12 protein-coding genes are annotated in these 13,626 nt (G+C 65.6%); 4 read left to right on the top strand and 8 right to left on the bottom strand.

The window, feature by feature from the left end; all coding sequences use genetic code 11:
• Window positions 1-177 precede the first annotated feature (177 nt).
• The 3 genes from NKJ18_RS03590 to NKJ18_RS03580 all read left to right on the top strand — a co-directional run bounded on the left by NKJ18_RS03590 (window position 178) and on the right by NKJ18_RS03580 (window position 2,647).
• Window positions 178-1,326 carry an amidohydrolase gene (locus tag NKJ18_RS03590; protein WP_352757814.1) on the top strand — a complete coding sequence of 383 codons (1,149 nt, stop codon included), beginning with the start codon at window positions 178-180 and terminating at the stop codon, window positions 1,324-1,326.
• Between the two features lie 88 nt (window positions 1,327-1,414).
• Window positions 1,415-1,774, top strand: coding sequence for a hypothetical protein (locus NKJ18_RS03585; protein ID WP_352757813.1), 360 nt, complete (start codon window positions 1,415-1,417; stop codon window positions 1,772-1,774).
• 432 nt (window positions 1,775-2,206) lie between these two features.
• Window positions 2,207-2,647, top strand: a complete 441-nt coding sequence (locus NKJ18_RS03580) for a lipid-binding SYLF domain-containing protein (RefSeq protein ID WP_023686526.1) — start codon at window positions 2,207-2,209, stop codon at window positions 2,645-2,647.
• Window positions 2,648-3,000: 353 nt separating this feature from the next.
• Here the strand turns inward: NKJ18_RS03580 and NKJ18_RS03575 are convergent, their stop codons facing one another.
• The 8 genes from NKJ18_RS03575 to NKJ18_RS03540 all read right to left on the bottom strand — a co-directional run bounded on the left by NKJ18_RS03575 (window position 3,001) and on the right by NKJ18_RS03540 (window position 12,350).
• A complete protein-coding gene (locus NKJ18_RS03575) occupies window positions 3,001-3,981 on the bottom strand; it encodes an ABC transporter permease (RefSeq protein ID WP_023669687.1) in 981 nt (326 codons plus the stop codon).
• Between the two features lie 241 nt (window positions 3,982-4,222).
• Complete coding sequence (locus NKJ18_RS03570) at window positions 4,223-5,194, bottom strand: ABC transporter permease (protein ID WP_352757812.1); 972 nt, start codon at window positions 5,192-5,194, stop codon at window positions 4,223-4,225.
• Window positions 5,191-6,741 carry a sugar ABC transporter ATP-binding protein gene (locus NKJ18_RS03565; protein WP_023714099.1) on the bottom strand — a complete coding sequence of 517 codons (1,551 nt, stop codon included), beginning with the start codon at window positions 6,739-6,741 and terminating at the stop codon, window positions 5,191-5,193. The genes NKJ18_RS03570 and NKJ18_RS03565 overlap by 4 nt, the downstream gene beginning before the upstream one ends.
• A 277-nt stretch (window positions 6,742-7,018) precedes the next feature.
• On the bottom strand, window positions 7,019-8,053 hold the full coding sequence (locus NKJ18_RS03560; protein WP_023704174.1) for an ABC transporter substrate-binding protein: 1,035 nt from the start codon (window positions 8,051-8,053) through the stop codon (window positions 7,019-7,021).
• A gap of 78 nt (window positions 8,054-8,131) precedes the next feature.
• Window positions 8,132-9,046: a sugar phosphate isomerase/epimerase family protein gene (locus NKJ18_RS03555; protein WP_352757811.1), complete on the bottom strand. Its 915-nt coding sequence runs from the start codon at window positions 9,044-9,046 to the stop codon at window positions 8,132-8,134.
• 22 nt (window positions 9,047-9,068) lie between these two features.
• Window positions 9,069-10,604 (bottom strand): mannitol dehydrogenase family protein, encoded by a 1,536-nt coding sequence (locus NKJ18_RS03550; RefSeq protein WP_352757810.1) that lies wholly within the window; start codon window positions 10,602-10,604, stop codon window positions 9,069-9,071.
• Window positions 10,601-11,383 carry an SDR family oxidoreductase gene (locus tag NKJ18_RS03545; RefSeq protein ID WP_352757809.1) on the bottom strand — a complete coding sequence of 261 codons (783 nt, stop codon included), beginning with the start codon at window positions 11,381-11,383 and terminating at the stop codon, window positions 10,601-10,603. Before NKJ18_RS03545 ends, NKJ18_RS03550 begins: the two co-directional genes overlap by 4 nt.
• A 79-nt stretch (window positions 11,384-11,462) precedes the next feature.
• Complete coding sequence (locus tag NKJ18_RS03540; protein ID WP_023825528.1) at window positions 11,463-12,350, bottom strand: MurR/RpiR family transcriptional regulator; 888 nt, start codon at window positions 12,348-12,350, stop codon at window positions 11,463-11,465.
• A gap of 86 nt (window positions 12,351-12,436) precedes the next feature.
• Here NKJ18_RS03540 and NKJ18_RS03535 point away from each other — a divergent pair, with 86 nt between their 5' ends.
• Window positions 12,437-13,621 carry a Gfo/Idh/MocA family protein gene (locus tag NKJ18_RS03535; protein ID WP_023714095.1) on the top strand — a complete coding sequence of 395 codons (1,185 nt, stop codon included), beginning with the start codon at window positions 12,437-12,439 and terminating at the stop codon, window positions 13,619-13,621.
• The last annotated feature ends 5 nt before the right edge of the window (window positions 13,622-13,626 follow it).

The raw sequence follows: 13,626 nt of genomic DNA, 5'->3' as shown, positions 1-13,626 counted from the left end.
TCGACGGCCTCAGTGCGGAGCTGGAAATTCTCTGGGTTGTGTGGTGGTCATGGGATGTCGTCATCTACGCTCACACAAGACAGGCAGATGGACCAGTGGAATTGATCAGCATGGCACGGCGTGAGAAAAACCCTATCGTGTTTGTGTAACCTGCAGCACCAAAGCGGAGCCCAAGCCATGACCCTCACCAATCGCGATATCATCGAGCTGACGGCATGGCGCCGCAAGCTGCACCAAAACCCGGAAATCTCCAACGAGGAAGAACAGACCGCCAAGGAAGTCGTCAGCTTCCTCGCCGATACAGCGCCGGACAAGGTGCTGACCGGCCTCGGCGGTCATGGCGTGGCGGCGGTCTATGACAGCGGCCAGGCGGGACCGACGGTGCTGTTCCGCTCGGAGATCGATGCGCTGCCGATCGAGGAGCTTTCGGGCGTCGAGCATGCCTCGCAGGTGCCGGGAAAATCGCATATGTGCGGCCATGACGGCCACACCGCGATCCTCGCCGCACTTGGCCGCCAGCTCGGGCGTGAGCGGCCGGCCCGCGGCCGCGTCGTCTTGATGTTCCAGCCGGCGGAGGAGACCGGCAATGGTGCGGCCGGCGTCGTCGCCGATCCACGCTTTGGCGAGATCGCGCCGGACTTCGCCTTCTCGCTGCACAATCTGCCGGGCGTGCCGTTCGGCGAGGTGCGTCTCAAGCCCGGCGTCGTCAACTGCGCCTCGCGCGGCATCCGCATCGTGCTGGACGGCAAGACCGCGCATTCCTCCATGCCCGAAACCGGCGTGTCGCCGATGCCGGCGATCAGCCAGCTGATGCCGGCGCTTCCGGCACTGGGGCGCGGCACTTTCGCCGATGACGATTTCAGCATGGTCACCGTCACCCATGCGACGATGGGCGAGGCCGTGTTCGGCATCGCGCCCGGCTACGCCGAGGTGTGGGCGACGCTGCGTACAAGGCGCGACGAGCGCATGGCGGAACTGGTCGCGGCGGCGGAAGCGTTGGCCACCAGGATCGCGGCCGAGCACCACCTTTCCGTGCACTGCGATTATCATGAGATTTTCGTCGCCAGCGTCAACGCGCCCGATGCGGTGGAGCATCTCAACCGCGCGCTCGACGAGGAAGGTGTCGCGCGCAGCGAAGAGGCCCTGCCGATGCGCGCCTCGGAAGATTTCGGCATTTTCGGCCACAAGGCGAGCTCAGCCATGTTCTTTCTCGGCGCCGGCGAGCGCCATCCTTCGCTGCACAATCCCGATTATGATTTTCCCGACGATCTGATCCCGATCGGTTCGAAAATCTTCATGCGCACGGCGCGCAACCTGCTGGGGTGAGCGGCCCTGCAAAATCCGCATCCTGAAGCTGCCTTTTTCCCGCTGGAATCGTCTTGTAGTCGCGTCCTACATTAGGAGGGGCTTGCGGATGAGAATTGCAATGGTCGTCGCGTTGACTGCGACAGTGGCAGGGTGCGTATCGTCTCCGGTCCAGTATGGAGCCTCGCTCTCGACCCAAGACCCGAAATGGGCGACGCCGGAATGCCAGCAGGCCCGCACCGATGCCATGAATTACGACGCGCGCGAGAAGGAGCATCCGGGATGGGCCGCCGGCGTCGTGCTGGGGCCCTACAGCATGGGCCTCGTGGCGGCCATCAAGGAGAACGAACAGAAGCAGCGAAGGCTGTTGGCGCGCCAGATGCATCTGCAGTGCTCGAGCCTGCCGCTGCCGAAGGATTTGGACTTCAATCCGCAAATCTACGCACCAAAGCCGGGGAAATATCCGTAGGGCTGGGATTGGTTTGCACAGGGACCATAGCGGAGGCTTGCGCCCTACGAATACCCCCACCCTCAATCCCTCCCAACAAGGGGGAGGGAGACTAGGTTGGCGCTGATTTCCGCAAAACCGTCTAAGTCGACTTAAAAAAGGGCTGGGCGTGCGGCAGCGTTCCCGTCCGAAGGACGGGCGAAACCCTGGCTCGCCCCGGCAAGTTAGAGTGGGGGTCCTCTTCGTAAAAGCTCATATGCGATAGCCCTTGCCCCGAGGCATTGGCATTGCCAGCTCTGTATGAAGCGCTCCTCCGCTCTCCCCACCAGCTTTGCGCCTTGACCCACCGAGGGCTCTCCCTGGAACCAAATCCAAGCCTAAACTGTTCAAGTTGGTTACGACGCCGACGAGCCCTGCCGGTTGGGCAAGCGGCGCACTTGAGGAGCTCCCACCATGACCATCTCGTCCAGCTTTCGTTCGCTTGCGGTTGCGGCCATCACAACTGTGTCCGTCAGCGCTGCCAGCGCCGCGCATGCCGATAGCGGCACGATCCGCTTTGCCGTCTACAAGGCGGCCTTCTTCGTCGGCGGTTCCGGCGGCGAGGGGACGCTGACCTTCCACGGCCGCTCCTATCCCATCACGATCGGCGGCGTTTCGGGCGGCTTCGCCTTCGGGGTTTCCAAGACCTATTTCCGGGGCACCGTGCGCCATATCCGCAGGGTGCGGGATGCGACCGGCGTTTATGGCGCGGCCGGCGGTGGCGGCGCGCTCGGCAAGGGGGCGCAGGTGATCGTCATGACCAACGACAAGGGCGCCCAGCTCGAGCTTACCGGCCGGCAGGTGGGCCTGCAGGTGAATGCGGATCTGAGCGGGATGGCGATTTCGTTGAAGTGAGGGGCGTTGCGTCTGGGTGGGCAAGGTCGCCCAGGATGGTGGCAATCAGTAGGTCGGTCCCCCACTCCGTCTCGGCTTCGCCGAGCCACCTCTACCCCACTTTCGTGGGGGAGAGGAAACGCTAATTTTGGAAGTCGCGGCTTCAAAGGCTTAGGTTCTGCCTCAAGAAAAACTTGGATTTCCTTCCTATGAAAGCTTGGCATTTCCTCTCCCCCACGGACGTGGGGGTAGAGGTGGCTCGGCGAAGCCGAGACGGAGTGGGGGCTGGCGCTGCCGTAGGCGATAGCCTTGCGCTTCTGACGGGTAAGCCTGGCTTGCAGCGCCGGACCGGCGGCACTACTGCCGCCAGCCCCCTACCGCTCCTCCACAATCCGCAAATACGCCGCCGTCACGAACAGCACGATCAGCCCGAACAAGATCCGCCGTGCCCCCTCCGGCATCTGCAGGATGGTCAGCAGTGTTGTCAGCACGGTCAGGATCAGGGCGCCGATGATGGTGCCGGTGTAGCCGCCGCGGCCGCCGAAGATGGAGGTGCCGCCGATGACGGCGGCGGCGACCGAGGGCAGCACCAGCGGTTCGGCGAGCGACAGCGAGGGGGCCTTGATCAAGCCGATATAGAGCAGGCCGGTGATGCCGGCGAGCGCGCTGGAGGTGACGTAGAGCGCGGTGATGACCTGCCAGTATTGCACGCCCGACAGGCGGGTCGCGCGCTCATTGTCGCCGACGGCGTAGAGCAGGCGGCCGAAGCCGGTCCGGGCGAGCGTGAAGACGATGAGGGCGGCGAGCGGCACGAACAAAAGCAGCGCGTTGGGGAAGCCCCATGTCACGCCGGTGCCGAGCCAAGCCAAGAAGTCGGGGATTTTTGCGCCCGACGCGATCACCGTGCGCTGGTAGACCTGCAGGCAGCCGGTGCCGATCAGGCTGGTGCCCAGCGTCATGATCAGCGGGTGGACGCGGAAGACACCGACGCCGATGCCGTTGACGAGGCCGATCAGCACCGCCGGCATCATCGCCAGCAGGAACGCCACCGCCGGGTCCTGGTTGACCACTTGCGTCGCCATGATGAAGGCGCTCATCGTTGCCACCGTGCCGACCGACAGGTCGATGCCGCCGGTCAGCATGGTCATGGTCTGGCATCCCGCGAGGATCGCCAGCGGGATGGCGAATTTGATGGTGTTGGCGATCCAGCGCTCGTTGACGATGCCGGGGCGCAGGACCTGCAGGATTATAACCAGGATGGCGAGCAGGACGATCAGCGGGATGAGCGGGCGATCGGCCATGAAGCGCTTTATGCGGCGGCCGAAGGGGACCGGGGTGATGGCGGTGGTGCTCATGGGGCGGCTCTTGGTGTTGTGTGCTGCGAGGATGGCGCTCTACGGCGCCCCCCTCTGGCCTGCCGGCCATCTCCCCCACTTGTGGGGAGATTGGCAGCTTCAGCGCCTCGCTCCTTTTTGCAACGTTGAAGGCTGGCGAAAGCAGCGATGACAGCTGATCTCCCCCCTCGTGGGGGAGATGTCCGGCAGGACAGAGGGGGGCGCGAAGGAACGCCGACGTCTCTCTGCGACAGCACACCCATCATTGCCGCCCCCGCATCGTGATAAACGCCCCGAACATCACCACCGCCACCATGATCAGCCCCTCGATGATGGCGGTGACATTCGGGTCGATGGCAAGCAGCGTCAAATCCGTGCGCACCAGGCGCAACACGAAGACGGCGACGATCGGGCCGAGCAGGCCGCCCTTGCCGCCGCCGAGCGCGACGCCGCCCAGCACCACGGCGGCGACGCTGGCGAGCAGATAGGGGCCGGGGATGGGGGCGCCGATGCCGGTGCTCATGGTCAGCGCCAGGCCGCCAAAGGCGGCGAACAGGCCGGACAGCGCATAGGCGATGATGCGAGTGCGCTTGACCGGCACGCCGGAGCGGAACGCCGCCAGTTCGCTAGAGCCGATGGCGTAGATGGAGAGGCCGAGGCGCGAGCGCCGCAGCGGTATCCAGATGACGCAGAGGCACACGATCAGCACCAGCAGCGCCTTGGGCAGCCAGGCGTCTATGGCGTCGGGCAGGCCGGGGATCGGTACGGTGCCAGAGATCAGCGCCTTCAGCCATTCGGCGATGCCGCCGCCCGGCGCGCCGAGCACCAGCAGGGCTGCACCCTGCAGCACGAACAGCATGGCCAGCGTCACGACAATGTCGGGCACGCGGGTGACGACGATGAGCAGGCCGTTGAGTGCGCCGAGCACGAAACCCATGGCCAGCACGAAGGGCACCACGAACAGCGCGTATTCCTCGCTCGCGCCATTCATCATCGACGCCGCGGTGACGCTGGTCAGCGCCATCATGGCGGCGACCGACAGGTCAATGCCGCCGGCGATGACGACGACGGTCTGCGCGGCGACTGCGAAGGCATAGGGCAGAACGGCTCGGGCGAGCGAGCCGAAATCATTGCTGCCATAGGCCGGCTGGATGATCCTGGTGGCGATGAACAGGACGATGAGCAGGGCGAACAGGCCGACGACCCAGCCTTGGCGGCGCAGGAAATGGCTCATGGCGCGGCCTCCGGCGAAGCCGAAGTGTTCGCGGTCGGATCAGCCAATATGCCGATATCGGCCTTGGCGCCGCGCGGCAGGCCGTAGGCGGCGCGCATCAGCGCCGGCTCGTCGGCCTCCTCGACCGGAAAAATGTCGACGAGGCGGCCGCCGAAGATGACGATGACACGGTCGCAGACGCGCTGCACCTCTTCCAGTTCGGAGGTGTAGAACAGCACCGACTTGCCGTTGCCGGCGAGTTCGCGCAGCAGCTTGTAGATCTCCTGCTTGGTGCCGACATCGATGCCGCGCGTCGGGTCGAAGCACAGGATGGTGCGGGCATCCGCCGCGATCCAGCGGGCGATGGTCACCTTCTGCTGATTGCCCCCGGACAGGCGCTGCACTTCGCCCTGGGCGCGGGTGTCGATCTGCAGCCGCTCGATGGCGCTGAGCACGGTCGCGCGCTCGCGGCGCATGTTGATCGGCCCCCAGTTGCGCAGCGCGGCACTGAAGGGCAGGGCGATGTTTTCACGGACCGAGCGCTGCATGGCGAGCGCCTCGGAGCGGTCGCCCGGCACATAGGCAATGCCGGCGCGGATGGCGTCGATCGGGTGGGAAAATTTCACGGGCTGGCCATCGACTTCGATGGTGCCGCCGGAGGGCCGGATCGAGCCGGCAAGCGCTGCGAACAACTCGTCCTGGCCCTGGCCTTCGAGCGCGACGACGCCGGCGACTTCGCCGTCGGCGAGATCGAAGGAGACATCGCTGAGCTTGGCGCCGACGCGCAGGTTTCGCACCGAAATGCGCGGCCGGGTGGTCGCGGGCGCGGCCTTCTCGGCAGCGCTGCGGGCAGCGACATGGGTTTTGACGATGCGGGTGCCGAGCATCAGCTCGACGATCTTTTCTTCCACGCCCGGCACGATGTCGACGACGCCGACGGTCTCGCCGTCGCGCAGCACGGTGGCGCGGTCGCACAGCGCCGAGATCTCGACGAAGCGGTGCGAGATGAAGATCACGGCGCGGCCCGAATCGCCCTGGCGGCGCACCACTTCCAGCACCTTTTCGGCAAGGTTGGCGGGCAGGGCCGCCGTCATCTCGTCAAGCAGCAGCACGTCGGGCTCGACGGCGAGCGCCCGCGCCAGGTCGAGCACGCGCAGCACGGCGAGCGGGATGTCGCGCGCGGTGTCGCGCAGATCGAGGTCAAGAATGCCGAGCTCGCGCACCCAGGCGCGGAATAGCTCGACCGGCGTGCCGGTGAGCCTGAGGTTGGAGAGAACGTCGAGATCGGGGATCAGCGACGGTTCCTGGTAGACGGGCAGCAGCCCGGCGCGGCGCGCGGCGGCCGGCGAGCGAATGTCGCGCGCCTCGCCGCGGATCAGGATGCGGCCGGCGTTCGCCGGAATGGCGCCTGTCAGGATCTTCACCAGCGTCGACTTGCCGGCGCCGTTGGCGCCCATCAGCGCGTGGACCTCGCCCGGCAGCACGGAGAGCGACGCGTTGCGAAGCGCTGCAACCGCGCCGTAGTTCTTGGCGACGCCGGTGGCGTCGAGGAGGGGGCTGGTGGTCAAATGGTTTGTTGTCAAAATTGATGGTTCCAGAAACTAATGTCGGCGCTCTACGGCGCCCCCCTCTGTCCTGCCGGACATCTCCCCACAAGGGGGGAGATTGGCAGTTCCGGCGCCGCCCCTCGTCTTGCGACGTAGAAAATTAGCGAAAGCCGAGATGACAGCCAATCTCCCCACCTGTGGGGGAGATGTCCGGCAGGACAGAGGGGGCGCCGTAGAGCGCTAGTCTGTGTGACGAGGACGGCCGTTCGCCGTCCTCGCCAGTTCATTCAAACCAGGCTTACTCCCCCGGCCCCTTGCAGGCCACGATCTGCTCCTTCGTGTAGGTCGTCCACTCCGGGATCGAGATCGAGACCGGCCATTCCGGGCTGAGCGACGGGTCGGCGGCTGCCTTCAGCTTGGCCTTGCCTTCGTCGGTGGCGTTGTCCCAAAGCTGCGGGTCGACCAGCACGGTCTGCTGCGCCGGCTTCTTGCCGTCGAGGATCTGCAGCGCGAGCGTCACGCCCGCGCCGCCGATCGAGCCGGGGTTGGTGACGGCTGCACCGACGAGACCTTTCACCGAGCTCAGCTGGCCGACGAAGCCGGCATTGTCGGCGCCGACCACCGGCACCAGCGGCGCCTGCGATTCGACCAGCGCGTCGACGATGACGTTGTCGATGCCGGAGGTCCACACACCGTTGAACGGCGTGCCGGTGGCCAGGAACGACAGCATCTGCTGCTTGGCCTGATCCTGCTGCCAGCCGGTGAAGACTTCCTGAGCCACCTTCACGCCGGGGTTTTCAGCCAGCGCCTTCTTGAAGCCTTTGTCGCGATCGCTATCGGCCGAGGCGCCGGCGGCGCCGCGCATGTAGAACACTTCGCCCTTGCCGCCCATCTGCTGGAACAGCCATTTGGCGCCGAGATAGGCATACTGTTCCTGGTTGTTGGAGATGATGTAGGCCGACGGTTCGGTCACCGCCTGGTCGACGGCAACGACGACGATGCCGGCCTTGGTGGCTTCTTCCAGGCCCGCCTTGATGCCGGCGGGATCAGCGGGGTTGACGACGATGGCGTCGACCTTGGCGCTGATCAGATTGCGGATGTCTTCGAGCTGGCCGGCGGCATCGGTGTTGCGGTGGGCGATGTTGAGCTTCGTCACTTCGCCCGAAGCCAGCGCCTGCGCCTTCATGGCGCAGACCATTTCCTCGCGCCAGCCATTGCCCTGCACGGTGTTGGAAATGCCGATCGTGTATTTGGCTTCGGCCGACGACACGCCCATCGATGCCAGCAAGGCAGCGCCCGCAAGCAACGGGACCATGGTCAGTATTTTCTTCATGTCAGTACTCCTCCACATTGTTGTTTTTCGTCTCAGGGTCAGACCCTTCGGCAGGTTCAGACCAAGTCATTCACCTCGTCATTTGACGAAGGGGCGCAGCACGTCGCGGGCGAGCAGGAAGCCCCGCTTCACCGCATCGTCGTTGCCTTCAAACCGCCTGTCCTCATGTTCGATGATGACCGAGCCGTCATAGCCGGCGCGGTAGAGGCCGGAGAAGAAGCCGCTCCAGTCGACATCGCCCAATCCCGGCATGCGCGGCACCTGCCAGCCTATCCCGGCGGAAAGAATCCCGCGCTCATACAAACCATCATGATCGATCATCAAATCCTTGGCGTGGACATGCAGCATGTAGGGGCCGAACTCCTTGATGAAGCGGCCCTGGTCGATCATCTGCCAGACCAGATGCGAGGGGTCGAAATTCATGCCGACCTCGCCGCCCCAGGCCTCGAGGATGCGCCGCCAGATGTAGGGCGAATAGGCGATGTTGTGCCCGCCCGGCCACTCGTCATAACTGAAGATCATCGGGCAGTTCTCGAAGGCGAGTTTTACCCCGTGGCCGCGCGCATAGGCGACGGTCTCGGGCCAGACTTTCAGCGCGTCCTGCCAGTTGACGTCGACGGTCTTCGAGGCATCGCCACCGCAGAAGGTGTTGACCACCGGCACGCCCATATTGGCGGCCAGCACGATGACCTTCTTCAGATGGCCGATGACGGCCTCGCGATGGGCAGGGTCCGGATGCAGTGGGTTGGGATAGTAGCCGAGGCCGGAGACCGTCAGCTTCTTCTCCGTCAGCGAGGCGACGATCTCCTTGGCCTGCGCGAGCGAGGTGGAAGCGGCATCGATATGGCTGGTGCCGGCATAGCGCCGCGTCGCGCCGGAGGTCTTCGGCCAGCAGGCGATTTCCAGCGCCTCGAAGCCGGCCGAGTGCGCCCAGCCGGCGACCTCGCCAAGCGGCGTCTCCGCAAACGGTGCTGTAAGCACTCCTAGTTTCATTCTGCCTCCCTAGACCCGACGACTATAATGCCGATTGTTTGGATCGCTTCAACCTCGCGACCTCATCTTGTTCGAGACTGTGCCGGACAGCCGCCGTCGGATCGTCCGACAGCAGGTCGCCCAGCGCCGATGTGACGGCCGCGCGGAACGTCCCGTCAGCGGCAAGGCCGGGGTCGAATATCCCGTCGACGGCAAGGATGGCGGACACCAGCGCGCTGGCATCGGGACCCGTCGCGTCGGCGATTGCGGCGACCTTGCCGGCATAGGGATCCGACACCGGCCAGCGTCTGCCGAAACGTTCCGAGGCCTGGATCAGATAGGCCATCCAGCCGGCGACCGGCACCGACAGCAGGCCGATGCTCTGGCCCATCGCGAGCCGGTCGCGGATCGGGTTGAGCAGGCGCTGGACGATCTTCTGCGAACCGTCGGTGGCGACCTGGTGGTTGCGGTGGCGGATCGCGGTGTTCTTCAGCCGGGCAAGGCTCTGCTCGACATAGGCAAGCGGCAGGACGCCGGATACCGGCATCAGCGTCGGCACAGTCTCCTCGACCAGCATGCGCCTGATGAAGTCCGACAGCAGCGGGTCGGCCATGGCGTCCGATGTGTGCTCGAGCCCGGCCAGCACGCCGAGCGTCGCCAGTGTCGTCTGGGCGCCGTTCAGCACCCGCATCTTGAGATGCTCGAACGGCGTCACATCGTCGACGAAGGTGGCGCCGACCAGATCCCAGCGCGGCATGCGGCCGGCGAATTTTTCCTCGATCACCCACTGCCGGAACGGCTCACCGACAGCGACGGCGGCATCGTGGTAGCCGAACCATTGCTCGACACTGTCGAGGTCATCTTGCGTTACCGCCGGCGCGATGCGGTCGACCATTGACGAAGGGAAGGCGGTATTGGCTGCGATCCACGCGGCCAAGCCATTGCCGCGCTGCCTGGCGAAGGTCTGCACGACATTGGCCAGGATAACGCCATTGGCCGGAATGTTGTCGCAGGACAGCAGCGTCAGCGGCCGCCCATGCGTGGCCCGGCGCTGCTCCAGCGCCCGCACCAACAGGCCGGGCACGCTGCGCGGCGTCTCGGGGTTGGCGAGGTCATGGACGATGTCGGGATGGCCGAGGTCGAGTTCGCCGCTCGACGGGGTGTGGCAATAGCCTTTTTCCGTCACCGTCATCGTCACCAGTTCGATATCAGGTGAAATCAGCACGCCGAGCGCCGGTGCGGCACTGTCCTGGCTGTCGACCACCCGGACGATGCTGCCGATGACGCGCGCCTCGATGTGGCTGTTTTCGCGGATCAGCCTTGTGTAGAGCCCGCTCTGCCGTCCCAGCGTGTCGGCAAGGCTCGGTGGGCGGATGTTGACGCCGACAATGCCCCAACGGTCGAAGCGCAGCGAGATGAGATCGTCGGTGTATTCGGCCTGATGGCAGCGGTGGAAGGCGCCGACGCCGAGATGCGCCATGCCGGGCGCCAGGAGCGTACGGTCGTAGGACGGTGTCTGGACCGAGGCCGGCAAGCGGTCGAGCAGCGCCGGCCCAAGCGTTTCGGTGGAGGCGCTCACCGGTTCGCCCCGATCACCGTTTGCTCCTGGTCGATGACCGCACCGGTCATAGGGCCCGCCGCGTCGGAGAGCAGGAAGACGGCGAGGCTGGCGATATCGTTCGGCGTCAGCAGCCGGCCGAAAGGCTGCGCGGCATTGGCCTTGTCGAGCCAGCCGGGGCCGTTGCCCAATGTCTCCGCCTGCATGATGCGTTCGGCCGGCGTGTCGGTCCAGCCGACATTGATGCCGTTGACGCGGATGCGATCGAAACGATGGGCGTTGGCGGCGTTCCTGGTCAGCGTCGCCAGCGCGCCCTTGGTGGCGGAATAGACGGCGAGTTCCGGCGAACCGCAATGGGCGTTGATCGACAGGATGTTGAGAATGGCGCCGCCCTGTCCGCGCTGCTTCATGTCGGCAATCGCCGCCTGCATCAGGAAGAACGGCGCGCGCGTGTTGACGGCAAACAGCGCCGCCCAGTCGTCGAGGCTGGCGTCGAGGAAGGAGGCGCGATCGGTCAGGCCGGCGGCGTTGACCAGCGCATCGATGCGGCCGAAGCGCTCGATGCAGGCTTGCGCCAGAAGGGTGGGGGCGTCAGGATCGGCAAGGTCGGCGGCGACGAAGATGGTCGGCGTGCCCAATTGCGAAAGCTCGGCCGCCACGACCTCGCCACGCGCCCTCTCGCGCCCGGTGACCAACAGCCCGGCGGCACCGGAACGCGCCAGCGTCTCGGCAATGGCGCGGCCAATGCCTTGCGTCGACCCGGTGACCAGAGCCACCTTGCCGTCAAGCCGGATCTCCATTCCTCCTCCCGGGAATAAAGTTTCTATTTTGAGAAATATGGAACGGCAATTCCCGATAGTCAATTGGACCAGTGACGCCTCATTCGTCGCGCCGCGCCGCCACGCCATGGACCAGCGCCATCCCAACGGCGAGCGAGGCCGCGAGTGAGCGGAAGCCGGCAAAGTCAGATTCCACCACTTCCAGCCAGCTGTCCGAGAGCGGGATCAGCGGGCTGAAGGTGCTGTCGGTGACGGTGACGATACGCGCCTTGCGCTCATGCGCCACCGCGACGAGATCGGGCGTGATCGAATTGTAGGGGCTGAACGAGACAGCGAGCACGGCATCCCGGCCGCCGATGCAGCCGATCTGGTCGAGTGCGGAGGAGCCGACATTGTCGACCAGCACATTGCGCACGCCCTGCTGCGACAGTGTCAGGGAGAGATAGGCGGTGACGGGAAAGGCGCGCTTGGAGCCGATGACATAGATCAGCTCGGCGGCCGCCAGCAGCGCCACCATCTTGTCGAAACTCGCGACATCGAAGCCCGCCTCGATGCGGCCAAGCGAGGCCTGCGACGCGCCGACCATGCCGTGCAGGAAATGCAGATTGGGCTCGGTCTCGGTGCGCGGTTCGCCGCGCCCTTCCGGCCATGAGCCCTTGATGTGCTCCTTGAACAGGCCCTGGAAATCGGAAAAGCCGGAATAGCCGAAGATCTGGGCAAAGCGCACCAGCGTCGAGGGCTGCACGCCGGCCTGTGCCGCAACCTGCGCGATGGTGCCGAGCGCGACGTCGCTCGGATGCTGCCACAGGAAGATTGCCACCTGGCGCAGCCGCTTGGGGAAATGCACCGTGCCCGACGACAGCACCGCGCGTAGCTCCTCATAGGTCTGCGGCTGGATGTAGCCAAGCGCGGCCAGAGAGCGCCCGCGCTTGCGCGTCGCCGCCTCGTCGGTGCTGGACCGTCCGGATGCCTTGCTTGCCCCACTCATGATTTCAGGCTAGCGCGATACGATCGTTTTACAATATGAAAATTGGAAATCATGTTCGAAAGCGATCTGCCGGGAGGAGCTTGAAAATGGTCTACGCAACATCGGACGGATCAGCCGGCAAGCGCCTGCGGGTCGGCATGGTCGGCGGCGGCCGCAATGCCTTCATCGGCGCCGTGCATCGGCTGGCCATGCGTCTCGACGACCAGATCGTGCTGGTCGCCGGCGCGCTGTCGTCGGACCCGGAAAACGCCGCCGCGTCGGCTGCCGAGATCGGCATCGCGCCAGATCGCAGCTATGCCGACTACCGGGCCATGGCCAGGGCGGAAGCTGAGCGGCCGGACGGCATCGAGGCGGTGGTCATCGTCACGCCCAACCATCTGCACGCGCCGATCGCCACGGCCTTTCTCGAGGCCGGCATCGACGTGATCTGCGACAAGCCGCTGTCGACGACGCTGGCCGATGCAGAGGCACTGGTGGCGCTGGCGCGGGAGAAAAAGCGTCGCTTCGTCGTCACGCTCAACAACACCGGCTACGCCATGGTCCGCCAGGCGCGCGAGATGGTGGCGGCGGGCGCGCTTGGCCGCATGGTGTCCGTGCATGGCGCCTACATCCAGGACTGGCTGACCAAGCCGATCGACGCCGAGGGCCAGAAGCAGGCGGAGTGGCGCACCGATCCGGCGCGCGCCGGGCAGTCGGCGGTGCTGGCCGATATCGGCGTGCATGCCTTCAACCTGGCAAGCTATATCTCCGGCTGTGAGGCCGAGGCGGTGTCGGCGGATCTGTTCACTGCCGTGCCGGGACGCCGGCTCGACGACAATGCGCATGTGCTGGTGCGCTGGACCGGCGGGGCGCGCGGCACGATCCTCGCCAGCCAGACCTCGCCCGGCCACTACAATGATCTCTCGGTGCGCATCTATGGCGACAAAGCCGGGCTCGAATGGTCGGGCAGCCGGCCGGAAGAACTGCGCTTCTCCATCTATGGCGAGGAAACCCGCACGCTGGTGCGCGGCGGCCATGGCTCGACCACTGAGAGCCAGCGCGTGTCGCGCATGCCGGCGGCGCATCCGGAGGGCTATATCGAGGCCTTCGCCAATTTCTACCGCGACGCCGCCGATATCATTCGCGCCCATCGCTCTGGTGGGGTGGTCGATCCGGCGCGTGCGGCGCAGGTGCCCGATGTTGTGGATGGTGCGCGCGGGGTGAAGTTTGTCGCGGCGGCGGTGGAGTCGAATGCAGCGGGTGGGGCTTGGACGGCGGCAAGGTTCGGGTGAGGCGA

This window comes from Mesorhizobium sp. M0217 (genome assembly GCF_040321955.1).
GTDB lineage: Bacteria > Pseudomonadota > Alphaproteobacteria > Rhizobiales > Rhizobiaceae > Mesorhizobium.
Note: the sequence above shows the minus strand (reverse complement) of the source record. Positions and strands in the feature narration are given on the sequence as shown.